17 protein-coding genes are annotated in these 23,682 nt (G+C 73.2%); 5 read left to right on the top strand and 12 right to left on the bottom strand.

Features of this window, described 5'->3' with window-relative positions:
• Nucleotides 1–9: 9 nt before the first annotated feature.
• The 5 genes from FHU37_RS25235 to FHU37_RS25215 form a co-directional block, all read right to left on the bottom strand.
• Nucleotides 10–2,655 (bottom strand): SpoIIE family protein phosphatase, encoded by a 2,646-nt coding sequence (locus FHU37_RS25235; RefSeq protein ID WP_376774076.1) that lies wholly within the window; start codon nucleotides 2,653–2,655, stop codon nucleotides 10–12.
• 1,132 nt (nucleotides 2,656–3,787) lie between these two features.
• Nucleotides 3,788–6,658 (bottom strand): SpoIIE family protein phosphatase, encoded by a 2,871-nt coding sequence (locus FHU37_RS25230; RefSeq protein ID WP_179816956.1) that lies wholly within the window; start codon nucleotides 6,656–6,658, stop codon nucleotides 3,788–3,790.
• 162 nt (nucleotides 6,659–6,820) lie between these two features.
• Nucleotides 6,821–7,306 (bottom strand): (deoxy)nucleoside triphosphate pyrophosphohydrolase, encoded by a 486-nt coding sequence (locus tag FHU37_RS25225; RefSeq protein WP_179816955.1) that lies wholly within the window; start codon nucleotides 7,304–7,306, stop codon nucleotides 6,821–6,823.
• A 148-nt stretch (nucleotides 7,307–7,454) separates the two neighbouring features.
• Complete coding sequence (locus tag FHU37_RS25220; protein WP_179816954.1) at nucleotides 7,455–8,201, bottom strand: SDR family oxidoreductase; 747 nt, start codon at nucleotides 8,199–8,201, stop codon at nucleotides 7,455–7,457.
• Nucleotides 8,202–8,592: 391 nt separating this feature from the next.
• Entirely contained in the window at nucleotides 8,593–8,886 is a 294-nt protein-coding gene (locus FHU37_RS25215) for a YiaA/YiaB family inner membrane protein (RefSeq protein WP_179816953.1), read from the bottom strand.
• A 171-nt stretch (nucleotides 8,887–9,057) separates the two neighbouring features.
• Here FHU37_RS25215 and FHU37_RS25210 point away from each other — a divergent pair, with 171 nt between their 5' ends.
• Nucleotides 9,058–9,639 (top strand): Uma2 family endonuclease, encoded by a 582-nt coding sequence (locus tag FHU37_RS25210; RefSeq protein ID WP_179816952.1) that lies wholly within the window; start codon nucleotides 9,058–9,060, stop codon nucleotides 9,637–9,639.
• A 390-nt stretch (nucleotides 9,640–10,029) separates the two neighbouring features.
• Here the strand turns inward: FHU37_RS25210 and FHU37_RS25205 are convergent, their stop codons facing one another.
• The 4 genes from FHU37_RS25205 to ychF form a co-directional block, all read right to left on the bottom strand.
• Nucleotides 10,030–11,502: a hypothetical protein gene (locus FHU37_RS25205; RefSeq protein WP_179816951.1), complete on the bottom strand. Its 1,473-nt coding sequence runs from the start codon at nucleotides 11,500–11,502 to the stop codon at nucleotides 10,030–10,032.
• Nucleotides 11,502–12,887 carry a KGGVGR-motif variant AAA ATPase gene (locus tag FHU37_RS25200; protein WP_312892849.1) on the bottom strand — a complete coding sequence of 462 codons (1,386 nt, stop codon included), beginning with the start codon at nucleotides 12,885–12,887 and terminating at the stop codon, nucleotides 11,502–11,504. The genes FHU37_RS25205 and FHU37_RS25200 overlap by 1 nt, the downstream gene beginning before the upstream one ends.
• Nucleotides 12,884–13,195, bottom strand: a complete 312-nt coding sequence (locus FHU37_RS25195) for a hypothetical protein (RefSeq protein WP_179816950.1) — start codon at nucleotides 13,193–13,195, stop codon at nucleotides 12,884–12,886. Before FHU37_RS25195 ends, FHU37_RS25200 begins: the two co-directional genes overlap by 4 nt.
• A 312-nt stretch (nucleotides 13,196–13,507) precedes the next feature.
• Nucleotides 13,508–14,581 (bottom strand): redox-regulated ATPase YchF, encoded by a 1,074-nt coding sequence (gene ychF / locus FHU37_RS25190; protein ID WP_179816949.1) that lies wholly within the window; start codon nucleotides 14,579–14,581, stop codon nucleotides 13,508–13,510.
• Between the two features lie 579 nt (nucleotides 14,582–15,160).
• Here ychF and FHU37_RS25185 point away from each other — a divergent pair.
• Entirely contained in the window at nucleotides 15,161–15,604 is a 444-nt protein-coding gene (locus FHU37_RS25185) for a DUF6542 domain-containing protein (protein ID WP_179816948.1), read from the top strand.
• Nucleotides 15,605–15,793: 189 nt separating this feature from the next.
• Here FHU37_RS25185 and ppgK read toward each other — a convergent pair whose 3' ends face one another.
• Complete coding sequence (gene ppgK, locus FHU37_RS25180) at nucleotides 15,794–16,546, bottom strand: polyphosphate--glucose phosphotransferase (protein ID WP_179816947.1); 753 nt, start codon at nucleotides 16,544–16,546, stop codon at nucleotides 15,794–15,796.
• A gap of 267 nt (nucleotides 16,547–16,813) precedes the next feature.
• The gene (locus FHU37_RS25175) at nucleotides 16,814–17,788 is read right to left on the bottom strand and encodes a 4-hydroxy-3-methylbut-2-enyl diphosphate reductase (RefSeq protein WP_179816946.1); all 975 of its coding nucleotides are present in this window, start codon (nucleotides 17,786–17,788) and stop codon (nucleotides 16,814–16,816) included.
• Nucleotides 17,789–17,984: 196 nt separating this feature from the next.
• Here FHU37_RS25175 and xseA point away from each other — a divergent pair, with 196 nt between their 5' ends.
• The 3 genes from xseA to FHU37_RS25160 all read left to right on the top strand — a co-directional run bounded on the left by xseA (nucleotide 17,985) and on the right by FHU37_RS25160 (nucleotide 20,381).
• Nucleotides 17,985–19,313 carry an exodeoxyribonuclease VII large subunit gene (xseA, locus tag FHU37_RS25170; RefSeq protein ID WP_179816945.1) on the top strand — a complete coding sequence of 443 codons (1,329 nt, stop codon included), beginning with the start codon at nucleotides 17,985–17,987 and terminating at the stop codon, nucleotides 19,311–19,313.
• Between the two features lie 37 nt (nucleotides 19,314–19,350).
• Nucleotides 19,351–19,692: an exodeoxyribonuclease VII small subunit gene (locus FHU37_RS25165; RefSeq protein ID WP_179816944.1), complete on the top strand. Its 342-nt coding sequence runs from the start codon at nucleotides 19,351–19,353 to the stop codon at nucleotides 19,690–19,692.
• 98 nt (nucleotides 19,693–19,790) lie between these two features.
• The gene (locus FHU37_RS25160; protein WP_179816943.1) at nucleotides 19,791–20,381 is read left to right on the top strand and encodes a malonic semialdehyde reductase; all 591 of its coding nucleotides are present in this window, start codon (nucleotides 19,791–19,793) and stop codon (nucleotides 20,379–20,381) included.
• A 115-nt stretch (nucleotides 20,382–20,496) separates the two neighbouring features.
• On the opposite strand, the gene FHU37_RS25155 is transcribed toward FHU37_RS25160, so the two are convergent.
• Nucleotides 20,497–23,625, bottom strand: a complete 3,129-nt coding sequence (locus FHU37_RS25155) for a 3-keto-alpha-glucoside-1,2-lyase-like domain-containing protein (protein WP_179816942.1) — start codon at nucleotides 23,623–23,625, stop codon at nucleotides 20,497–20,499.
• Between the last annotated feature and the right edge of the window lie 57 nt (nucleotides 23,626–23,682).

Raw genomic sequence — 23,682 nt, 5'->3', positions numbered from 1 at the left:
CCGCTGGTCCTACCGCCCGACCGGCAGGACCAGCTCGAACCAGACCGTCTTCCCCTTCGGGGTGCGCCGGCTCCCCCAGCGTTCGGCCAGCATGCTGACCAGCTGCAGGCCCCGCCCGCCCTCGTCGGTGTCGCGGGCGCGACGCTGCCTCGGCTGGGCCAGCGCGCCGTCCCACACCTCGCACACCAGCGTCCGGTCGAGCAGCAGACGCAGCCGGATCGAGCCGTCGCCGTGCCGCAGGGCGTTCGTCACCACCTCGCTGACCAGCAGCTCCGCGGTGTCCACCAGGTCCTCCAGGCCCCACTCGCGCAGCCGGTCGCGGGTCAGCTCACGCGCCCGGGCGACCGAGGTCAGCTCCGGCGGCAGCGTCCAGTCGCCCACCCCGTCGGCCCCGATCGACTTCACCCGGGCCATCAGCAGCGCGATGTCGTCCTCGCCGTGGTGCCCGGCGAGCCGGCCGACCACGTGGTCGCAGACGTCCTCCAGGGAGGGCGCCGGGTCGGCCAGCACGCGGCGCAGCGCGTCCAGGCCGTCCTCCAGGCTGTGCTCCCGGGACTCCACCAGGCCGTCGGTGTACATGCCGAGCAGGGCGCCGTGCGGCAGCTCCACCACGACCTCCTCGAACGGCTCGCCGCCGACGCCGAGCGGCAGCCCCTCGGGGATGTCCAGCATCAGCGGCGGCTCGCCCTCCTGCACCAGCACCGGCGGCAGGTGGCCGGCGTTGGCGATGGTGGCCTGCCGGGTGACCGGGTCGTAGACGGCGTAGACGCAGGTGGCGAAGTACTTCTCGCTCCAGCCGATCTCCCCGGTGGGGTCGCCGGAGCCGGCGGTGGCGGTGCGGTCGGCGCCGCTCAGCCCCCGGGTGATCTCGTCAAGGGCGCCCAGCACCTCGGCCGGCTCCATGTCCAGCATGGCCAGGGTGCGCACGGCGGTGCGCAGCTGCCCCATGGTGACGGCGGCCTGGAGACCGCGGCCGACCACGTCGCCGACCACCAGCGCGGTGCGGTGCCCGGGCAGCGGGATCACGTCGAACCAGTCGCCGCCGACCTCGCTGGAGGCGCTGCCGGGCAGGTAGCGGCAGGCGATGTCCAGGCCGGAGGGCTCGGCGTCGCCCGGCGGCAGCAGGCTGCGCTGGAGGATCAGCGCGCGCTCGTGCTCGCGCCGGTACAGCCTGGCGTTGTCGATGCAGACCGCGGCGCGGCTGGCGAGCTCCGCGCCCATGGCGCGGTCCCGGGCGTCGAACGGCTCGCTGCCGCGCACCCGGGAGAACAGCGCGAGGCCGAGCACGGTCTCCCGGGCCACCAGCGGCACCACCAGGGTGGAGTGCACGCCGGGGCCGACGCCGACCCGGCGGAGCAGCTCGGGGGAGGCGGCCTGGGCCGGGGTGGTGGCCTGGGCCGGGGTGGTGGCCGGCAGCCGGCCGGCGAGCAGGGGGTCGGCGGCCGGGGCGGCGGGTGGCTGGTCCGGGGCGTACCCGAGGTCCGGGGACGGGCGGACGGCGGCCGAGGGGTGGTCGAAGGAGAGCCGGGTGGCGCGGCCGGTGCGCAGCGCCCGCCCGAAGGCCGAGCCGGGCGGGTAGCAGAGCGTGCCTCCGGCCTCCACCGAGCGCGGGCCGTCGTCGTCGCGGGCCACGCCGGGGTGGCCGATCGGGCCGAGGGCGGACGCCTCGGCCATGCGGCGCAGCGTGGCGGAGCCGTCGGCCCGCTCCGCCTCGGTCACCTCGCCGCCGACCAGCAGGGCCTCGTACAGGTCCACGGCGGCGATGTCGCAGAACTGCGGGACGGCCACGTCGAGCAGCTCGCGGGCGGTGGTCTCCAGGTCCAGGGTGCTGCCGATGTGCCGGCCGGCCTCGTTGAGCAGGGCGAGGTTGCGGCGGGCGGAGTCGGCCTCGCGTTCGGCGGGTTGCCGCCCCGGCAGGTCGTTGATCAGGGCGGCGACGCCGATCGGGCGGTCGCTGGCGGCGTCCAGCCGGTACAGCGAGACGGCGTAGCGGCGGGTGATGCCGGCGGGGGCGGCGGCCCGGCCGGTGCCGGGGGCGACCGGCATGCTGACCGGCATGTCCAGCACCGGGGTGCCGGACTTGGCGACCTGGCGCAGCGCCACCTCGACGCGGTCCACCTCGAAGGGGGCCAGCAGGTCGCGCACGGCGCGGCCGACGTGCGCGGCGGCGGGGACGCCGGTGATCTCGGCGAAGCGCTCGTTCACCCGGACCAGCCGCAGCTGCGGGTCGATGATGGCGAAGCCGATGGGCGCCTGGCCGAACAGGGCGTTGGTGGCGACCAGGTCGGTCTCCACCCGGCGCAGCGTGGTGACGTCCAGGGCGACGCAGACGGCCGAGCCGTCGCCGGCCGCGTTCTGCGCGGGCATCAGGTACAGCTCGGCCACGCCCTCGGCGCCGGAGGCGTCGCGGTAGGGGGCGGTGCCGATCCAGCCGGCACCGGCGCGGGCCTCGGCGACGCGTTCGCGGGCGCGCTGGCGCAGCTCGGCGGGGACGAAGGTGGCGACCGGGTCCCGGCCGAGCACCTCCTCGGCCTTGGCGCCGAACAGTTCGGCGGCGCGGTCGCTCCAGTGCTCGATGCGGCCGTCGGTGTCGAGGGCGAAGGAGGCCATCCGGACGTGGTCGTAGAGCGTGCCGGGGCCGCTGTGGCCCCACAGCGAGGCGCGGGTGATCAGGTCGCCGTCGGTGCTGACGGTCGGGCCGAGGAGGGCGTCGGCGGTGGTGGCGGGCTGCCCGGCGTCAGGGCCGGTGGCCGCGCCCAATCTGGCCACCTGTGCGGGGCCGGCGCCGGGGCCGGTGTGGTTGCCCGAGCCGGTTTCGTTGCCCGGGCCGGCGGCCGCGCCGGTGCTCCCGGCGCGGATCTCGCCGCCGCCCTGGGCGGCCGCCCCCTCCGGGCGCGACGACTGTGGGCGCGTCACCCGGTCCGCGGAGTGCGGCTGTGCCCGTCCGGCGGTCCCCCTGGGGCGGGCCGCGGACGACGCGGCGGCCGGGCCGGGCGCACGCCCGGTCCCACTCGGCGGGGTTCGCCGCACGGACTCCTCGCTCAACGCTCCGTCCCTTCTGGCCGCCAGTGTCCGCCGTCGCCTCGACGGGCACTGCCGTCCACCACGACGTGTCCGGTCGCTGTCGAGTATTCATCATTCACCGCGCGGCGCACAGGGATGACGGGAACCGATCGATTCCGGCCCGCGTCGGGCGGCCCGGCGCGGCCGCCGCCGTCGCCGCGGCGCACCGGTGGCGTGGACGCCCGGTCGGCGGCGGGGTGCCGGGCCGGGCCGGCCGCCTCTGCGGCGGCCCGCCGCGCGGCCGGAGGGGCCGTCAGCGCGCGCCGCGCCGGATGCGGCGTGCCAGGTCGGACGGGGGTTCGGCACGGCCGGGCGGTGGCCCGGGGGGCGGTCGGCTGGCCGGCCGGGGGCGCTCCCGGGCCCCCGGGTGGCGGCCCGACGCGCCGCGCCGTCACCGCTTCGCGGCCACTTCGTGACCGTTCCGTCGCCGCGGCGAGTCCGCGTCGTGGCTGGCCCGTTTCCCGACCGTGGCCGCCTCGGCACCCTTCGTGCCGCGCCGGGTGCGGGCCGTTGCGCCCGGCGTGCCTCGCTGCGCCGCCCCGCGCCCGGCGTGCCACGTGGACCTCCCGGGCCGTACCGCCCCGCACGGCCCGGCCGGGGTCCGACGCCGTCGGGCGTCCATCGACCACCGGTGGGCCGGCTCCGTGGGCCGGGCCCGTGGGCGGCCGTGGGGCCCTGGATCCCCCGGATCGCCGCGGGATGCCGCTGGGCGTCCCGGGTCGGTCTAACGGCGTGGCATGTCCAGTTCGAACCAGACCACCTTGCCGGCCCCGCTGAACCGGGTCCCCCAGGCACGGGAGAGCGCGGCGACCAGCTGGATGCCCCGGCCGCCCTCGTCGCGCTCGGAGGTGGCGCGTTCCCGGGGCGGGTCCGGCAGCGGGTCGCCGACTTCCACCAGCAGCGTCCGGCCGCGCCGCATCCGCAGCAGGATCGGACTGCCGGCGTACCGCAGCGCGTTGGTGACCAGTTCGCTGACCAGCAGTTCGGCGGTCTCCAGCAGGACGGTCAGCCGCCACTCGACCAGGGTGTCCCGCACCAGCCGGCGCGCGCGGCCGACCACCCGGGGCTCCACGACGAGGGTCCAGCTGGCCATGGCGTGCTCGGGCAGGCCGCCGACCCGGGCGATCAGCAGCGCGGTGTCGTCGTTCGGCTGGTGGCCGGGGCGCAGCGAGGTGAGCACGGTCTCGCAGGCCTGCTCGATGGACTCGTAGGGGCGCTCCAGGCAGTCCCGCAGTCGCCGCACCCCGGTGACCAGGTCCTCGCCGCGGGTCTCCACCAGGCCGTCGGTGTAGAGCACCAGCCAGCTGCCGTCCGCCAGCTCGATCTCCTCGGAGACGAACCGGACGCCGCCGACGCCCAGCGGCACGCCCGCCGGCGTGGTCACCTCCCGGGTGGTCGGGTGGCTCGTCCCCTCCGGGGCGGGTCCGCACGGGGTGGCCCCTCCGGCCGCTCCGGCCCCTCCGGCCACTCCGGCCACTCCGGCCGCCTCGCCGCCGGCCGCCGCCGGCCCGGGCCCTCCCGCCGTTCCGGCCCGGTCGGTCGGCCCGGCCCGGTCGGTCGTTCCGGGGCGCGGTCCGAGATCGGACTCGGACCGGGCTGCGGATCCGGGCGTCGCCGGGCCGAAGCCGCCGGGCCAGGCGTCCTCCCAGTCGGCCACGGAGCGCTGGGTCGGCTGGCCCTCGACGATGATCGGCGGCATGTGGCCGGCCCGGGCCATGGTGCACCGCCGGGTGGCCGGGTCGTAGACGGCGTAGAGGCAGGTGGCGAGCAGCGCCTCGTCCGGCGACAGGGCCAGGTCGTCGACGAGTCCGTGCACGTGGCGCAGCACCTCGTCGGGCGGCAGGTCCAGCCCGGCCAGCGTGCGCACGGCCGTCCGCAGCCGCCCCATGGTGGCGGCGGCGCGCAGGCCGTGACCGGTGACGTCGCCGACCACCAGCGCCACCCGTCCGCCCGGCAGCTCGATGACGTCGAACCAGTCGCCGCCGGCCTCGGCGCCGACGGCGGCCGGCACGTAGCGGTAGGCGATCTCCATGCCCATCGGCTGCGGCACGGCCTGCGGCAGCAGGCTGCGCTGCAGGGTGAGCGCGGTGTCCCGCTCGCGCGCGTACAGGCGGGCGTTGTCCAGGGCGGTGGCGGCGCGGTCGGCGACCTCCATCGCGAAGGCCACGTCGTCCTCGTCCAGGTGGCGCCGCCCCCGGGAGCGGCCGACCAGCAGCACCCCGAGCACGCTGCCGCGCACCCGCAGGGGCAGCACGGCCATGGAGTCGACCTCGTGCCGGTGGGCGTAGTCCGCGCGGGCGCTGAAGTCCCCGAAGTCCCGCACGACGTTGTCCACGCCGTGCAGCACCTCGGGGCGGGCGCCGAGCATGGTGCGGGAGAACGGGCCGTCGTCCTCCAGCATCTGCCAGACGGCGAGGTCGCGCCGCTCCTCGGGGGTGACCCGGATGACGGAGGCGGCGCCGTACTGGATCAGCCGCACACCGGGGTCGGGCCGCTCGGGGAGGTCCCCGCCGGCCGGGACGCTGGGGTAGAGCAGCACCTCGGTGTGGTCGGCGAGCGCCGGGACGAGGGCGGAGGCCAGCTCCTGGGCGATCCGGCGGCCGTCGAGCAGGTCGCTGATCCGCGCCCCGATCTGGTTGAGCAGGGCGAGCCGGCGCCGGGCCGCCTCCACCCGCTGGATCGCCCGCTGGCGTTCGGTGACGTCCAGGATCAGCGCGGACACGCCGATCGGACGGCCGTGCTGGTCGTCGATGCGGTGGTAGGAGACGGAGCGGTACTCGCCGCCCCGGTGGGCGGCGGCCCCCTCGGTGATGTGGTCGACGACCGGTTCACCGGTGCGCACCACCTGGGCCTGGAGTGCCTGCAGTCGGCGGGACTGCGGGGTGTCGCCGACCACCTCGCTGAGCGTGCGGCCGATGTGGTCCTCCACCGGCGCGCCGGTGAGGTCGGCCATCGCCCGGTTGAGCGAGATGAAGCGCAGGTCGGTGTCGTAGAAGCCGATGGCGACCGGCGACGACTCGATCAGGCCGTCGCGCAGGGCGAGGTCGTGTTCGACCCGGCGCAGGGCGGCGGCCTCGGCGAAGGCGGCGAGCAGCAGCGGGCTGCCGTCGCCGTCCTCCAGGAGGGACACCCGGGACTCGATGAGGACCACCCGGCCGTCGCGGTGCAGCATGGGGAAGGTGCCGCTCCAGTGGCCGGTGCGCAGGATGAGGTCCTGGAGCTCGCCGCCCTGCTCGGGGCCGATGGTGACGGGGATGAGTTCGGTGATCCTGCGGCCGATCATCAGCGGCGCCGGCCAGCCGAGGAGGTCCTCGGCCGCCCGGCTCCACAGCACCACCCGGCCTCGGGGGTCGCAGACCACGACGGCGAAGTTCACGAAGCTGAACAGGCTGGACTGGCTCTCCGGGTGGGTCTCCAGCGCCCACCCCTGGCCCCCTTCCCGCCGGGATTCGGCGGCCGGGTCGGGGGCCGGGGCCGGTCCGGGCGTGGGGTCGGCCCCCGCGTGCGCCGGGGCGGTTTCCGTGGAGTCGGGCGCCGTCGCGGGGACGGGCGCCGTCGCGGGGCGGTCCGGATCCGGGCTGGTCGGCTCGTCCATCGACCGTGCCCCTTTCCGCCTCCGCCTCGTGGTACCGGGCCCGCCGGCCATCCTCGCGCCGGTCGTCCCGCGACGAGGTCCGATCCGGAGCGTCCGGAACCGCTCGGCGCCGCCCGCCGTCCCTCCGCTCGCCTTCCAGGATGTACTGATTTACCTGTTTTATTACAGTTCGGGGCGAAATACCGAGTCGAACGGCGCGCGGGCGTGCTCCGGGGCACCCAGTTCGGCGAGCAGCAGCCGCACCGGCTCGACGTCCTGCGGCAGCCAGGCGAGGAGGGGCACCTCGGCCGGCTCCAGCCAGCGCACCTCGCTGTGGTCCTCCAGCGGCTCCGGCTCGCCGGCCAGCAGCTCCACCGTCCACACGTGCAGCACCAGGCCGGCCCGGATGGGCCAGGCGCCGGGCAGGCGGCGCAGCGGGCGCACCAGCACGCCCAGTTCCTCGCGCAACTCCCGCACCAGCGCCTGCTCGGGCAGCTCGTCCGGCTCCACCTTGCCGCCGGGCAGCTCCCAGCCACCGGCGAGCGCGGCCGGCGCGCTGCGGCGGGCGGCCAGCAACCGGCCACCGCGCAGCAGGGCCCCCGCCACCACCACACGGGCTGCCGGCGCCGCCGGCGGGCTGACCTCGGGACCGGTCCGATGTTCAGGCATGCCCGCCAGCCTAGGCGGTGCCCTCACCCGCCCCGACGGGCGCACACAGCTGTCATGTCTCTGTCGCTACTTTTTCGATCTTGGCCGGATCTGATCGGTCCCGGCCGCCCGAGGGTCCCGGCTGGCCGGAGCCCTCCCGGCCACGACGTCACGGCCACGACGTCTCGGTGCGCGGCACCACCACCAGCTCCGGCACCACGCTGGTGGCCGGCACCGAGAGGGCGAACAGCACGGTCTCCGCCACGATGGCCGGGTCCTGCAGCTTGGAGGTGTCCGCGTCCGGGAAGCGCTCGGTCACGAACGGCGTCTCCATGCCGCCGGCGATCACCCCGGTGACCCCGACGCCGACGCAGTCCCGCTGCGCCTCCTGGAACAGCGTGTGGGTGAAGGCGCGCAGGCCCGTCTTGCTGGCGGCGTAGGGACCGGCCTCGGTCCAGGTGCGGTTCGCCGCCGTGGACAGGATGTTCACGATGTGGCCGCCGCCCGCGCGGACCATCCGCCGGTACACCTCCAGACACAGGTGCACCGGCCCGAGGAGGTTCGTGGTGATCACGAAGCCCGCCTCCTCGGCCGTGAGGTGCTCGATCGGCTTGGAGACGTCCACCCCCGCGTTGTTCACCAGGACGTCCACCGCGCCGGCCTCCTCGTGGACCTCCCGCACGATGCGGGCCACCTCCCCGGCGTCCCGGATGTCGGCGTGCACGGGGTGCGCCCGGGCGCCGTCGTCCACCAGCTCCCGGCAGAGCTTCTCCGCCTGCTCACGGCGGACGTCCAGCACCCACAGGGCCGCGCCGGCGGCGGCCAGCCGACGGCAGATCGCCGCCCCCAGGCCGCGCGCACCCCCCGTCACCAGCGCCGTCCTGCCGGCCAGGTTGAGCCGCACCGTGCTCTCCACGCGCCCGCTCCTCTCCCGTGTCTGCCATCCCGACTGCTGGCCGACACGGGTAACCCTCCCGGCGCCGTCCATGCGTACCCGCCCCCCGATCACCACGAACGGCCCACCAGGCCCCCGGACTCCACCCCCTCCCCGGCCCCGACCCGCCCCGCTCCCGTCCCGCCCCGCCCCCCCGGACCGCCGCACCGCCCCCTCCCCCATCCAGGCGCAGCTCTCCCGGAATCCGTCCATGCCCATGCAATCCATCAGGAATCCATGGCCCCCGCCCGACGAGTTATCCACAGGCGCGATTTGGGGGGCTGCGGCACGCCGAGAAACCGTGGAATCGTAGAAATAGGGGGTCCCCCTGGGCTCCCTTATCGGCATGTGCGCGCCAAACAGCCCGGCTCCCCTACCCCACGTCCACCCGGTACGGGTCGTGCTCGGTCAGCAGCTTGTCCAGGCGTGCCTGGTCGACGCGGGTGGAGACCTGGCTCTCCTCCTGGCGGTCCCGGACGCACTTGGCCAGCGTGAACGAGGAGGTCACCAGGTACAGCGCCCCCAGTCCGAGGAAGGCGCGGACCCATGCGTCCACCGGCAGGTAGGCGACCCCGATGGCGACGGCGAGGCCGGAGACGATGAAGGAGGCGACCGCCTGCGCGAAGTAGGCCGTCGTCGTGCGGGAACTCGGTATCGGTGCGCTCATACCGGCATGGTCACCGCCCCCGCCGCCCCGCGCATGAGTACGGATACTCAACTCCGCCCCACCCGCGCAGCCACCTCCGGCGGTGGCCCGTCGGGACCACCCCGGCGCGAAATCGCCTGGCCCGCGAACGATCTCGTGGTCCAGCCCTCCGCGAGTCACTACGGTCGAGCCATGACCGCACTGCCCGACTGGATGCGCCCGCCGCGCGCCGAAGGCTGGTTCGCGGAGGATCTGGACCGCCTTCCCGAGGCGCCCCGCCACACGGAACTGATCGACGGAGCCCTCGTCTTCAGGCTGTCCCCGCAGCGGTCGTGGCACGGCCGGCTGGTCACCGGGCTGACGGTCGCCCTCATGGAGCGGGCTCCCGCCGACGTCAGGGTCGGCCGCGAGATGACGATCAAACTCGACGAGCGCAACCGGCCAGAGCCGGATCTTCTGGTGACGACGGCCGACTTCGACAGCGTCCGCACCTGGTTCGGACCGGACGAGGTCCGCCTCGTCGTCGAGGTGGTCTCCCCCGAGTCCGCCCACCGGGACCGCACCGTCAAGCTCCGCAAGTACGCGGAAGCCGGTATCCCGCACTACTGGTGCATCGAAGACGAGGACGGCTCGCCCGTGGTCCACGTCTACGAGCTCGACGAACCGACCCGCGCCTACGCGCCCGCCGGAATCTTCCGGGGGTCGCTCCGGCGCCCGGTGCCCTTCGAGATCAGCCTCGACCTCGACAAGCTCACCCCGCCCCGCAGAACCTGAGAGCCGGCACCGACTCGGCACGCGAACGCGGAAGGGGCCATGTTCCCTGGAGCACGGAGCACGGCCTCTTCCGATCCACACGTTCGCCGGTTCAGCGACAGGGTGTCACCTGGTCCGCTCAGACGTTGAAGGAGGGATGTCTAACACGGAGCCGTCACCTGCGCACACGTGGACGTGACGTAGAAGTCCAGCACCGTCCCCACAAGGGAGTGCGATCCCAGCACTACACGACCCTGAGGCTCCTCGGCTTTGGAGGACGTACGCCCAAACTGGGACCGCCCGCCATCCCTCCCTGATACCCAAGGCTGTTCCTGTGCTTCTTCTGGACCTTCCTCATCAGCCTCTACGCCTTCGAGAAGGGCACCGAAGCGTCTGGATGATGGCTAAGCCTCAGCCCGCCACCCTCGGCACTCCACCCTTGCGGCCGATGTTGAAGGCGATCCGGTACACGTCTGGCAGGTCGATGCGTCCGTCGCGGCGGCGGCGCATCACGCCGAGGGCGATCAGTTCCTCGATCAGGCGGTCCGGGTCGTCCGGATAGCGGGGGCCGGTGCGGACGACAGTGTCCTCCTCGCCCCCGACGTCATACCTCTCCGCCTCCTCGCGCAGGAGGTCGGTCAGCCGTGCATCGCGCCACAGCTGCGTGACCATGTCCTGATCAATAGGGACTTGTCGGCCGGCCAGCGGATCAACAGCCAAGCGCACCCACGGCATGTCCTCGCCGACCTCCCGCACCCGGGTCTCGGAGGCGATCTGCACCCCTCGGCGGATGCCCTCGTGGTGTAGGGCGTACTCATGGCCCGCGTATGTACCACGCGTCTCAGCGACCGCCTTGTTCAAGGCACTGAGGAAGCTGCGCGGGCTGACCTGCTCAACACCGTCCATCAGATGGTTGGGCAGCCAAGTGTAGGTATTGCCCTTGCGGTAGTTAGCACCCATGTAAGGGCCGGCGATCCGCGCGAACTGCTCAGCCTGATAGCGTTCATCGCCCCTGAGCAGCGCGGGCGGAATGTGGCGGCGGCCGAAGGCGTCGGTTTCCCAACCGTCCGTGAGACCACGGAAGCGTTCTGCATACTCACTGTCGTGGTTGCCCATGTAGTGAAAGAGCAGTCCGTACAGGTTGGCATTGGACCAGGTCAGACTGGCGGCGTTGGCCGTCAGCTTGGAGGCGTCGGGGAATTGGAGGAGCGCGCCGTCGAACATGTCGGGGCGGATGAACACCTTGCAGCGGATGTTACGCGTGCCTAGGCGCATAGCAAGAGCGAGTTCCAAGATGCCGCCGACAAGGCGGTCGGCCTGGGCACGAACCCGGTGGAGATGCTCCAGAGCATCGAAGATCACCAGGTGGGTGATGCCGTCCTGCTGCGCCGCCCGATCAGCCTGTTGCACCGTGCGTTCCGCCGCGCCAGGGTTGCTGCGGACCCAGGCGACGCGGTCGCGCCAATCCGGAAGATCGCGCAGCTCGGACTGGCCGAGGGCCGTCAGCAGCACGGCGTACCACAGGTCGTAGGGCCGCACGCGCTCCTCCACTAGCTGCCGAAGGACGCCCGTGCCTGGGTACAGTTCCGGCTCGACGGCCGCCCCGTACCCGGGGGAGACGGTGAGCCGGCGCAGCCGATCGATGCTGTACTCCTCGGCGGCGACCTGCCGCAGAGTCTCATCGAGTAGCGAGCGATACCAGAAAGTCTTGCCTACGCCTCGCCCGCCGCGTACCACGGTGCTGTCGACGTAGAGCGCCACACGGTGGCTGTCCGGAGTGAACAAGGTGTGCAGGTTCGGAAGGAGCGTGTCGGCGTCCGTCGCCTCGGGCAGCGCTGCCGAAAGCAGCTCGCGGTATTCCTCTGCGCCCATTGCGGTCGTCATCAGGGTCCTTCGTCGCTCTGCGGGTCGGCAGTGATCAAGAGTGTTGCGGTGGTCAGGAAGTCACGGTAGGCGGCACGCACGAAGGCGCGGTCCTGCCAGCCGGGCGCGCTGTCCGCATCCAGGCCCACCAGGCCGGGCTCGAACAGGATGGGGATCGGGTGGTGCGGGGCCGAATCGTCCTCCAGCGACGGGGAGAAGGCTCCGGGAATAAGCCGACCGGTCTCCGGCTCCGGCACGTCGTCGTCGTACAGGAGCGAGAAGCACTCCCAGGAGTGTTCGCGGAACGACTCCAGATAGGCGCTCATAGGGCGCTGCGGCGAGTCCGGGACCATGGAGGCGACCATGCGGAGTTTTTCCCGAATCGCACGGGCCTGCCCGGAGGAATGCCAGGCCGCGAACAGGTCTCCGTATCCACCCCAGGTCTGGCTGTTGTCCGCGCCGAAAAGCAGGGCGAGGTCACAGAGTCGAGAGATAGTGACAGCGGCGATGTCATGGATCCCAGCCCGACTGTCGAGGAGGACCACATCGGGACGGCGGCCGCTCTCACCCTCCCAGGCTACGGCGTCCTCGCAGGTACGAACCGCGGCAGCCAGGCGGTCAGCGAAGTCCATGCCGGGAATATCGGCATACACCCTGTTGAGCTTGTCGACATAGGAGTAAGGGCATTCGTCGGTGCCCCGGCCGCGTGCCGGGGCCACCCATAGCTCCCCCCAGCCACCACGAGGTGCGTACCCGCTCGGGGCCACCAATTCCAGTCCGTCCGCGTTGCCCACGGCGGCCTCGACGAGTTGGTCGACGATGCCGTGTCGGGGCAGGCGCGCCCCGGCGGCCAGGAGAGGGCCAGCGCCCGGAGACTCCAGATCTAGGTCCACAACGAGGACGACATGTCCCCGGTCGGCGAGGTGACGGGCGAGGACAGCGGTAGCCGTGGTCCGACCGACGCCACCCTTGAATCCGTACAAGGCGGTGCGGTGGGTGCGCGAGCCGTCCCTCTCGGCAGTTGGAGTGGACACCTGGGCCCAGTCCTCCCCCACCACGGTGTTGTCCAGCAGACGGACACTGCCGTAGCCACCGGCTGGTACGCGCCGCGGGGCCGGCTGGGCACGCTCGGAGCCGAGCAGGGCGTCGGCCGAAAACAGCCCCGAGGCACGAAGCAGAGGCCTGTCAGCGGCGTACCGCTGCAGGTCTGAGGTGAGCCGTTCACTCCAAGCGAGCACCCGGTCAGCCGGCACATCCCTCTCGCGGTCGTCGACCACGAGCGCGAAACGGCCCAACACATCCCGTACGAGCAGCACCTCCATGCCTTCGGCAGCCACGTCGTAGGCGATGGCCAGGGCACGGGGGCGGGCGTCGTCGAACCGGACCGGGGCAGGAGGCAGATTCACTGGAGCCTTCCGGTGATCAGGGCCTGCTCGTGCAGGACGAGGATCTCTTGCGCCACGGTACGCCGCTGCAACACATCGGCTTCGACAACTCCGGCCCCGTCGAGGTAACGCTGGTCGACTGACCACGAGTCGAAGGCAGTGAGGTTCCCCAGTGCGGCCGACAACCGTGCCGCGGACCGCCCATGCGTCAGCAGAGCGACATCGGCCGCGACCCACGGCAAATGGCCGTACTCATGGCTCACTCTGCCCGTGATCGGATCCGGCACCCAGGGTTTCACTGCAGGCTTCCCCTGCTTCTTGGGGGCCATGGTGGCGACCGTGAACCTGAGCAACAGACTCTTCAGGGCGCACTCCACCGCGAAGCCGAAGTGGTAATCGGCGTTAGGCAGGCGGCCGCCGTCCTGGAGGTAGATAGCGTCCCTGTAGTGCCGACCGGCGGCATGAGCATAGTGGTGCTCAGCCGAAGCCGTTGACGAAGATCCCGATGATGTTCCTGAAGTCCCCGACACCCAAGGGATCATAGGACGAGGCGGGACACACCAGGGGTCCGACTCCGAAGAGTCGGACCCCACATCTCACTACGGTTTGTCACGCCGCCGACGTGGTGCCACCTCGTCCGCTCAGACGTTGAAGCGGAACTCGACGACGTCGCCGTCCTGCATCACGTAGTCCTTGCCCTCCATGCGGGCCTTGCCCTGGGCGCGGGCCTCGGTGACGGAGCCGGCGGCGACGAGGTCGTCGAAGGAGATGACCTCGGCCTTGATGAAGCCCTTCTGGAAGTCGGTGTGGATGACGCCGGCGGCCTCCGGGGCGGTGGCGCCCTTGCGGATGGTCCAGGCGCGGGACTCCTTGGGGCCGGCGGTGAGGTAGGTCTGCAGGCCGAGGGTGTTGAAGCCGACGCGGGCGAGCTGGTCGAGGCCGGACTCGGCCTGGCCCATCGACTGCAGCAGTTCCAGGGCCTCCTCGGCGTCCAGCTCGATCAGCTCGGACTCGATCTTGGCGTTGAGGAAGATCGCCTCGGCGGGGGCGACCAGGGCGCGCAGGTTGTCCTTGACGGCCTCGTCGACCAGCTCGTCCTCGTCGACGTTGAAGACGTAGAGGAAGGGCTTGGCGGTCAGCAGGTGGAGCTCGCGCAGCGGCTCGGGGTCCAGGCCGGCGGAGAAGACCGTCCGGCCCTCCTCCAGGACCTTCTGGGCCTCCTCGACGGCGGCGAGGACGGCCTGCTTGTCCTTGACCAGTCGCGCCTCCTTGGTCAGGCGCGGCAGGACCTTCTCGATGGTCTGGAGGTCGGCGAGGATCAGCTCGGTGTTGATCGTCTCGATGTCGTCCTTGGGGGAGACCTTGCCGTCCACGTGGACCACGTCGGGGTCCTCGAAGGCCCGGATCACCTGGCAGATGGCGTCGGACTCGCGGATGTTCGCCAGGAACTTGTTGCCCAGGCCCTGGCCCTCCGAGGCGCCGCGCACGATGCCGGCGATGTCCACGAAGCTCACGGTGGCCGGCACGGTGCGCTCCGAGGAGAAGATCTCGGCCAGCTTCACCAGGCGGGCGTCGGGCACGCCGACGACGCCGACGTTCGGCTCGATGGTCGCGAACGGGTAGTTCGCCGCCAGCACGTCGTTCTTGGTCAGCGCGTTGAAGAGGGTGGACTTGCCCACGTTGGGCAGGCCGACGATTCCGATGGTGAGCGACACGTGGCGACTTCCCGTGGTCAGTGACGGCGCGGAGGTGGCCTTCGCCGACGCGGCGGCCAGGGCCGACCGTCAAGTCTACGACTTCGCCCGGGGCATCCCCGCGCTCCGCGCGGCCGACCGGAGGCGGGACGGGGGCGGCCGTCCGGGCCGAAGATCCGGTGAGGATCTTTGCCGACAATTCGGGTGACGCCCGGGCCTGTCGTGTCGCGCCGTCGCGGGTGGCCGGGACGGGGAACGTACGTTGGGGGCGTGGAGCAACGACGTACCGCCGGACGTGAGACCGCATCCATCCCCCCGATGCCGCCGCCCCCCGAGAGCCTGGTTGCTCGGCCCGCGCGAGGGCCGCGGGGCGTGCGGCAGGCGCAGGGTGCCCTGCCGCGGCCGTCGGGGGCTTCCGCGGCCATGCTGGCGCGCCCGCGGCGGCGGGCGGAGAACGCGGCGGGGGAGGCCGGCCCGCGGGAGCGTGCCGGCAAGGGGGGAGCCAAGGGGGGAGCGGGGATGGAGTCGCGCGGCGGGGGCACGGGGGGCGGTCGGCGGCCGGTGGGTCAGCGGCCGGCGGGGGGACGGCGGCCGGCGCCGGTGCGGCTGACGCCGTCCGGTGTCGGCGTGCTGCTCGTGCTGGTGTCGGTGGGCGCGGCCTGGCTGGACCGGCTGGTGTTCGACGGGCCCGGGGTGCTCTTCGGGCTGGTGTTCGTGCTGACCAGCGCCTGGTGCGCGGCGCGGGTGCGGGACGCGGACCTGGCCGCCGCGCCGATCGCGGCGCCGCTGGCCTTCGCCCTGGCCCTGGTGGCTACCTCGGGCGGCGCTGGCCTGGCCGGGCGGGTGCTGGCCCTGGTGAGCGCGCTGAGCGAGCTGGCGGGCTGGCTGTACGGGGGCACGGCGGTGTGCGTGCTGCTGGCGCTGCTGCGCCGGCGCGCGCTGCGGGTGGCGGCCCGCAGGGCGGCTCAGGCACAGGCGCACGCCCAGGCGCAGACCCATGCGGCCCAGTCGGGCGGGGCGCGCGGGGGGCGGCGGCAGGCCTGAGGGTCGGGGCCCGGGGGTCGGGGGCCTGGTGGTCAGGTTCCGGGCCCGGTGGTCAGGTTCCGGGGGTAGGGGCCTGGGGGCCGGCGCCCCTGGGGTCAGGGGCGACGACGCGGCGGGCGGTGTGGCGGGGGGTGCGGTGGGGCGGGCCTGGGTGTGGACCCGCCCGCGGACCGCCACGGGGGCGGAACGTTACTCGGCGCTGCGCTGGGCGCTGGCGGCCGCCATGGCGGCGCCGACGATTCCGGCGTTGTTGCGCAGGTCGGCGGGGACGATCTCCGCCTGGATGCCCTTGAGCAGCGGGATGAACTTGTCCCACTTCCGGCTGATGCCGCCCCCGATGATGATCCGGGTCGGGGAGAACAGCATCTCGACGTGCTGCAGGTAGCGCTCCACGCGCTCCGCCCACTCGGGGTAGCTGAGCTCCTCGTTGTCCTTGACCGCGGAGGAGGCCCGCTTCTCGGCGTCGTAGCCGTCCAGCTCCAGGTGGCCGAGCTCGGTGTTGGGGACGAGGGTGCCGTCCACGAAGAGCGCCGAGCCGATGCCGGTGCCGAAGGTGAGCATCAGGGCGAGGCCGCGGTGGCCCTTGCCCGCGCCGAAGGCCATCTCGGCGACGCCGGCGGCGTCCGCGTCGTTGAGCATGGTGACGGGCAGGTCGATGGTCTTGGAGAAGGTCTCCGCGGCGTGGAAGCCGATCCACGACTTGTCGACGTTGGCCGCCGAGCGGGTCACCCCGTCCACCACGACGCCGGGGAAGGTGATGCCGACCGGGCCGGTCCACTCGAAGTGCTCCACGACCTGGCGGACCGCGTCCGTGACCGCCTCCGGCGTGGAGGGCTTGGGGGTCAGGACCTTGAAGCGCTCGGTGATCAGGTCGCCACGGTCGAGATCGACCGGCGCGCCCTTGATGCCGGACCCGCCGATGTCGATGCCGAGTACGTTCACCTTTGCCCCTTGTAAGCCAGTTGCCGGATGAGTGTGCGAGGAAAATCTACGTCTTTAACGCATGATGCGACACCCCCGGTCGCAGTTTCCAAGAAGTAAACGCACGGTTTATCCGCTATGTCCGGCTTCACCGAGGCCTACCCCGTGGGATCCGGAACACACGACGGCCCGCCGGCAGAATACCGACGGGCCGTCATCTCAACTGGCGAGCCAGAACGTGATCTTGGAAAAGGCGGGGAGATTCCCCCGCCAGGGGCGAAGGTTCGCTCAGCCGACCGGTTCGGCCGCGCGCAGGTCGCGGCGGAGCTCCTTGGGCAGCGAGAACTGAAGGCGCTCCTCCGCGGAGGTCACCACCTCCACCTGCCCGAAGCCGTGCTCGGCGAGGTACCGCAGCACGCCGTCGACCAGCACCTCGGGGACGGAGGCGCCGCTGGTCACGCCGACCGTGCCGACGCCCTCCAGCCAGGACTCCTCGATCTCCTCCGCGCCGTCGACCAGGTGCGAGGCGCCGGCGCCGGCCTCCAGGGCCACCTCGGCCAGCCGGACCGAGTTGGAGGAGTTGCGCGAGCCCACCACGATCACCAGGTCGGACTCGGCCGCGATCTGCTTCACGGCCACCTGGCGGTTCTGCGTCGCGTAGCAGATGTCGTCGCTCGGAGGGTCGATGAGCAGGGGGAACTTCTGCTTCAGCCGGTCGACGGTGGCGTTGGTCTCGTCGACCGACAGCGTGGTCTGGGAGAGCCAGACGACCTTGGAGGGGTCGCGCACCTCGACGTTCTCCACGTCGTCCGGGCCGTCGACCAGGGTGATGTGCTCGGGGGCCTCGCCGGAGGTGCCGATGACCTCCTCGTGGCCCTCGTGGCCGATCAGCAGGATGTCGTAGTCCTCCCTGGCGAACCGCTTGGCCTCGTTGTGCACCTTGGTGACCAGCGGGCAGGTGGCGTCGATGGTGCGGAGGTTCCGCGCGGCGGCCTCCTCGTGCACGATCGGGGCGACGCCGTGGGCGGAGAAGATCACGATGGCGCCCTCGGGCACCTCCTCCGTCTCGTCGACGAAGATCGCGCCCTTCTCGCGGAGCGTGGCCACCACGTACTTGTTGTGCACGATCTCCTTGCGGACGTAGATCGGCGGGCCGTAGAGGGCCAGCGCCTTCTCCACGGTGATGACGGCACGGTCCACCCCCGCGCAGTAACCACGGGGGGCGGCGAGCAGGACGCGACGCGTGGAAGACATGCGTCCCATCGTACGGGTGGAGGCCCCTTCGCCGCGGCGGACGGCGTGGCGCCCCATCCCACGCACCCCAGCGCCCCGCTCGCGCCCGCGCACCCCAGCGCCCCGCTCACCCCCGCGCACCCCGCGGCCCGCACCCCGCTCGCCCGGCGGCCCGCGCGGCCGAAGCCGCCGCCGGCCGTCCGAGGGGCGGGCTACGCTCGGCGCCATGGCACTTGAGACCTCGGCGGAGCACCCCATCCGGGTCGGACGGGTCAGCGAGCTGATCGGGCAGTGGATCGACCGGCTCGGCGCGGTCTGGGTGGAGGGGCAGGTCACCCAGGTCAGCCGCCGCCCCGGCGCCTCCATGGTCTTCATGACGCTGCGCGACACCTCGGCCGACGTCTCCATCACGGTGACCTGCTACCGGGAGATCTTCGACGGCGTCGCCGACTCGGTGGAGCAGGGCGCCCGGGTCATCGTGCACGCCAAGCCGGAGTGGTACCGGGCGCGGGGGCAGCTCTCGCTGCGCGCCGTGGAGATCCGCCTGGTCGGCATCGGGGAACTCCTGGCCCGCCTGGAGCGGCTGCGCCGGACGCTGGCCGCCGAGGGCCTGTTCGCCGCCGAGCGCAAGCGCCCGCTGCCGTTCCTGCCCGGCGTGGTGGGCCTGGTCTGCGGACGGGCCTCGGCCGCCGAGCGGGACGTGCTGGAGAACGCCCGCAAGCGCTGGCCGGCGGTGCGCTTCGAGGTGCGCAACGTGGCCGTGCAGGGCGTGCACGCCGTGCCGCAGGTGATCGCCGCCGTGCGGGAGCTGGACGCGCTGGAGGCGGTGGAGGTGATCATCGTGGCGCGCGGCGGGGGCAGCGTCGAGGACCTGCTGCCGTTCTCCGACGAGCAGTTGGTGCGGGCGGTGGCCGACTGCCGCACGCCGGTGGTCAGCGCCATCGGCCACGAGCCGGACTCGCCGCTGCTCGACCTGGTCGCCGACCTGCGCGCCTCCACCCCGACCGACGCCGCCAAGAAGGTGGTGCCGGACGTCTCCGAGGAGCTGCACCGGGTGGCGCAGCTGCGCGAGCGCGGTCGGCGCTGCCTGGCGGCGCTGCTGGACCGCGAGGCGCACGGCCTGGCGGCCCTGCGCAGCCGGCCGGTGCTGGCGGATCCGCACCGGATGCTGCGGGACCGCGCGGAGGAGACCGACCGGCTGGTGGACCGGGCGCGCCGGGTGCTGGACCACCTGCTGGACCGGGAGCTGCACGGGCTGGAGCACACCCGGGCGCGGGTGCTGGCGCTGTCGCCGGCGGCCACGTTGGAGCGCGGTTACGCCGTGCTGCAGCGGGCGGACGGGGCGGTGGTGCGGGATCCGGGGGTGCTGGCGGGCGACGAGCGGCTGCGCGCCCGGGTGTCGGGCGGTGAGTTCGCGGTGCTGGTGGCCGACGGCGGCGGGGGTGCGGGCACTGGCGGCCACGCGGCGGCGGGTGCCGGCGACGCGGGGGCGGGCGACGCGGGCTCCGGGGACGGGGGCGCGCGGCCGGAGGCGGAGGGCTCCGGCGGCGACTGAGCCTGGGCCGTCCGTGCCGTCTTCTACCCTGGCCGGCATGGCGAAGGCACAGGAGCAGGGACAGCGGGAGCGGCGTGAGCGGGCCGCCAGCGAGGCGGCCCAGGCCGCGGGCGAGGCGGCGGGCGAGGCGCTCAGCTACGAGCAGGCGCGCGACGAGCTGCTGGACGTGGTGCGGCGGCTGGAGGTGGGCGGCGTCCCGCTGGAGGAGTCGCTGCGGCTGTGGGAGCGCGGGGAGGAGCTGGCGGCGCTCTGCCGGAGCCGGCTGGAGGGCGCCCGGGCGCGGCTGGACGCGGTGCTGGCGGCGGAGCGGGAGGCGGACGGGCCGAACGGCGCGGGGGGTCCCAACGGCGCGGGCGGGCCGAACGGCACGGGGCAGTGACCAGGGTCACATTGGCCGCTATCGGACGCGTTTAGTTGAATCATCTACTATCGACTCAGCGGCCGCCCCACCCGCACGCCCACCAGCGAAGGATCACCATGTCACTCCCCGTGCTTGCCGACGACGCGCGCGCCCTGCTGTTCAGCGAAGCCCACACGGCCAACTCCTTCACCGACGAGCCGGTGACCGACGAGCAGATCCGCACCATCCACGAGCTGTTCAAGTTCCCGCCCACCGCGATGAACCAGCAGCCGCTGCGCGTGGTGCTGATCGGCCGCAACGGCAACCGCGACCGGCTCGTCCCGCTGCTCGCCGAGGGCAACCGCAAGAAGACGGCCGCCGCTCCGCTGGTCGCCGTCCTCGCCGCCGACCTGGAGTTCCACGAGGAGCTGCCGAAGGTCTTCCCGCACTTCCCCGGCGCCAAGGACCTCTTCGCCGATCCCGCGGCCCGTGAGGCCTCCGCGATCGCCAACGGCTGGCTCCAGGTCGGCTACTTCATCATGGCCGTCCGCGCGGCGGGCCTGGCCGCCGGCCCGATGACCGGCTTCGACGCCGCGGCCGCCACCAAGGAGTTCTTCGACGACGACCACCGGGCGCTGGCCGTGGTCAACATCGGCCACCCGGCCGAGGACGCCTTCCGCCCGCGCCTGCCGCGCCTGGACTTCGACGAGGTCGTCACCGTCCTGTGAGGACGTGCCCGGACGGGCGGCCACCGCCGAACGGCCCGCGGACGCGACGCACGCGTCCGCGGGCCGTTCGACGTTCCGGGTTCGGCGTCCCCGGGTTCGGCGGGGCGGGTGCCGGCTAGCCGAGTTCCCGGATCCGGATGTCCCGGAAGGAGACCTCGTCCCCGTCACCGTGGTTCTGGATGCCCACGTACCCGTCGGCCAGGCTCCGGGCCGGGTCGGTGCTGGTGAAGTCGTTGATCAGGCTGCCGTTCAGGTAGACCCGCAGCCGCTCGCCCTCCACCCGGATCTCGTAGCGGTTCCACTCCCCCGGCGGGCGCAGCGCCGCGTCGCGGGCGGCGAGGTCGGCGCTCTGGAAGGAGTAGACGGCTCCGGTGGTGCGGTCCGGGGCGTCGGTGGCATCGATCTGGATCTCGTAGCCGTTGTTCACCGCCGTCCAGGGGTCGTCGCTGGCCGGGAAGCCGACGAAGACGCCGGAGTTGTCGTCGCCGGCCATCCGCCAGTCCATGGTCAGCGAGTAGGAGGAGTACTCCCGCTCCGCGTACCACAGCAGGCCCATCCCCCCGGAGGAGGTGATGGTGCCGTCGGCGCCGAGGGTGAAGGCGCCGGGCCCGGCCTGGCGCCACCGGGCCAGGCTCTGGGCCGTCCCGTCGAACAACGCGGTGCCGGTCCGGGCCAGCGTGAAGGCGTCCAGGTCGAACAGGGCGCCGCCGCCCCCGGTGAAGACCAGGTAGAGGGTGGTGGTGGCGGTGGGCAGCCCGGCCAGCGGGGTGCTGACCGTGGTGAAGGTCTCCCAGCCGCCGGTGACCGGCACCGGCACGGAGCCGAGCAGCGTCCCGGTGGGCGAGCCGGCCCGGACCTCCAGGTTTCCGCCGACCCCGCCGGAGGAGACCCGGGCGGTGAGGGTGTCGGCGCCGGAGAGCAGGTAGGGGCGGAAGGCGATCCAGTCGCCGTGGTGGATGTCGCCCACCGTGGCGCCGCCCTCGGCTCCGGCCTTGCCGATGATCCCGACGCCCGAGGAGGCCGTGTGGTGCTCGGCCTGGCGGTGTCGGGGCTGCAGCAGGCTCTGGTCCCCGCCGGTCAGCGGCGGCAGGCCGGGCGCGCCGTGGTCGGTGTAGCTGGCGTCGATGATGCCGAAGATGTTGGCGTTCGGGTCGTGTTCGCCGTCGACCGGGGTCTGGATGGTGCCGGAGCAGCCGTACGTCTCGGCCAGGCCGTGACCGTGGCTGTCGTGGCCGAGGATGTAGCTGACCCTGACCCGGGAGCAGTCGACGGGGCCGTCCTCCGGATCGGTGACGGTGACCTCGAAGGGGACGGGGTCGCCGAACTCGAAGAGCTGCCCGTCGGCCGGCACGGTGACGGTGACCGACGGCGCGGTGTTTCCGGCGGTGACGGTCACGCTGTCGGTGGCGGTCAGCCCGGCCGCGTCGGTGACGGTGAGCGTGGCGGTGTAGGTGCCCACCGAGGTGTAGACGTGGGTCGGGTCGGGTTCGGTGGAGGCGGGGCTGCCGTCGCCGAAGTCCCAGGAGTAGGCGAGCGGCGTGCCCTCGGGGTCGGCGCTGCCGGCGGCGCTGAAGGCGACGGTCAGCGGGACGGGGCCGGAGGTGGTGGCCGCCTCCGCGCTGGCCACCGGGCTGCGGTCGCCGGCGTCGACGTACTCGATCCGGTACAGGGCGGAGTTGTGGTCGCCGTTGAAGAAGCCGGTGCCGTAGTCCAGCACGTACAGGGCGCCGTCCGGCCCGAAGGCCATGTCCATCACCTGGGTGCCGCTCCACGGGAAGGGCGAGATCGTCGACGCGGCGCCGTCGTCGCCCACCCCGATGGTGCGGATCCAGCGCCGGCCGTACTCGCCGGCGAAGAAGTGGCCGTCGAGTTCCTCGGGGAACTTCACCGCCGAGTCGGAGTCGGCGTCGTAGCGGTAGACCGGGCCGCCCATCGGGGACTCCGATCCGCAGCCGAACTCGGGGACGGAGCAGTCGTCGTAGGTGATCCAGGCCGGCTGCGCGGGCGGGAGCCGGGTCAGGCCGGTGTTGCGCGGGGAGTCGTTGGTGGCGCCGCCGGCGCAGTCGTAGCGCTCGCCGGAGGTCCCGGTGGCGAAGTCGTGGGCGAGGTAGGTCTCCTCGGGGGTGTTCTCCCCGGTGCAGTAGGGCCAGCCGAAGTTGCCGGGGGCGGTGATCCGGTTGAACTCCACCTGCCCGCCGGGCCCGCGGGTGGGGTCGGCGGAGGCGGCGTCGGGCCCGTAGTCGCCGACGTAGACCACTCCGGTGGCGGCGTCGACGGACATCCGGAAGGGGTTGCGGAAGCCCATCGCGTAGATCTCCGGCCGGGTGCCGGGAGTGCCGCGGGGGAAGAGGTTGCCCCGGGGGATGGTGTACGTGCCGTTGGGCCGCACCTTGATCCGCAGGATCTTGCCGCGCAGGTCGTTGGTGTTGGCGGAGGTGCGCTGGGCGTCGAAGGAGGGGTTGCGGCCGGCCCGCTCGTCGATCGGCGAGTAGCCGTCGGAGGCGAAGGGGTTGGTGTCGTCCCCGGTGGACAGGTAGAGGTTCCCGGCGGCGTCGAAGTCGATGTCGCCGCCGACGTGGCAGCAGATGCCGCGGTCGGCGGGGATGTCGAGGACGCGCCGCTCGGAGGCGAGGTCGAGGGTGCCGTCGGGGCGCAGGGTGAACCGGGACAGCCGGTTGACGCCTTCCCAGGCCGGCCAGTCGGCGGCGGTGCCGTCGGCGGGGGCGTCACCGGGCGGGGTGTCCATCGCCGGGGCGTAGTAGAGGAAGACGTGGCGGTTCCGGGCGAAGTCCGGGTCGGCGGCGACGCCCTGCAGGCCCTCCTCGTCGTGGGTGTAGACGTCGAGGCGGCCGGCGACGGTGGTGGTGCCCTCCGGGGAGGTGAGGCGGACCGTGCCGTCGCGCGAGGTGTGCAGCACGGAGCCGTCCGGCAGGACGTCCAGGGACATGGGTTCGCCGGTCTCCGCGACGCCCTTGGCCAGGGTGACCTGCTGGTAGTCGGCGGGGTCGGGCACCACCGCGGGCCCGGCGGCGGGCCCCGTGGGGGTGGAGGCGGCGGGGGTGGAGGCGGCGGGGAGGGGTGCGGCGACGGGGGCCGCCTGGGCCGAGGTGGGCAGGGCGGCGGTGGGGAGCGCGAGGAGCAGACCGGCCAGCAGGGCGCCGAGTCGTGGGCCCCTCGTCCTGGTGCGGCGCTCGGCCGCGCGGGCGCGGGGTGGGCGGGCGGCGTCGGACCTTGCCACGTTCATGTCACTCCAGTCACGGGAATGGAGGGCGGGAACAGAACGGGTGGCCGGGCATCGGTT

Origin of the sequence: Allostreptomyces psammosilenae (assembly GCF_013407765.1) — a bacterium.
Classification (GTDB): Bacteria; Actinomycetota; Actinomycetes; order Streptomycetales; family Streptomycetaceae; genus Allostreptomyces; species Allostreptomyces psammosilenae.
This window is presented reverse-complemented; position numbering and strand designations above follow the sequence as displayed.

Bases quoted from the DNA above. Each gene is read 5' to 3' on its own strand.
- FHU37_RS25230 (WP_179816956.1), bottom strand. From the start codon at position 6,658: ATGGACGAGCCGACCAGCCCGGATCCGGACCGCCCCGCGACGGCGCCC.
- FHU37_RS25225 (WP_179816955.1), bottom strand. From the start codon at position 7,306: ATGCCTGAACATCGGACCGGTCCCGAGGTCAGCCCGCCGGCGGCGCCG.
- FHU37_RS25215 (WP_179816953.1), bottom strand. From the start codon at position 8,886: ATGAGCGCACCGATACCGAGTTCCCGCACGACGACGGCCTACTTCGCG.
- FHU37_RS25210 (WP_179816952.1), top strand. From the start codon at position 9,058: ATGACCGCACTGCCCGACTGGATGCGCCCGCCGCGCGCCGAAGGCTGG.
- FHU37_RS25205 (WP_179816951.1), bottom strand. From the start codon at position 11,502: ATGACGACCGCAATGGGCGCAGAGGAATACCGCGAGCTGCTTTCGGCA.
- FHU37_RS25195 (WP_179816950.1), bottom strand. From the start codon at position 13,195: ATGGCCCCCAAGAAGCAGGGGAAGCCTGCAGTGAAACCCTGGGTGCCG.
- FHU37_RS25175 (WP_179816946.1), bottom strand. From the start codon at position 17,788: ATGGGACGCATGTCTTCCACGCGTCGCGTCCTGCTCGCCGCCCCCCGT.
- xseA (WP_179816945.1), top strand. From the start codon at position 17,985: ATGGCACTTGAGACCTCGGCGGAGCACCCCATCCGGGTCGGACGGGTC.
- FHU37_RS25165 (WP_179816944.1), top strand. From the start codon at position 19,351: ATGGCGAAGGCACAGGAGCAGGGACAGCGGGAGCGGCGTGAGCGGGCC.
- FHU37_RS25160 (WP_179816943.1), top strand. From the start codon at position 19,791: ATGTCACTCCCCGTGCTTGCCGACGACGCGCGCGCCCTGCTGTTCAGC.
- FHU37_RS25155 (WP_179816942.1), bottom strand. From the start codon at position 23,625: ATGAACGTGGCAAGGTCCGACGCCGCCCGCCCACCCCGCGCCCGCGCG.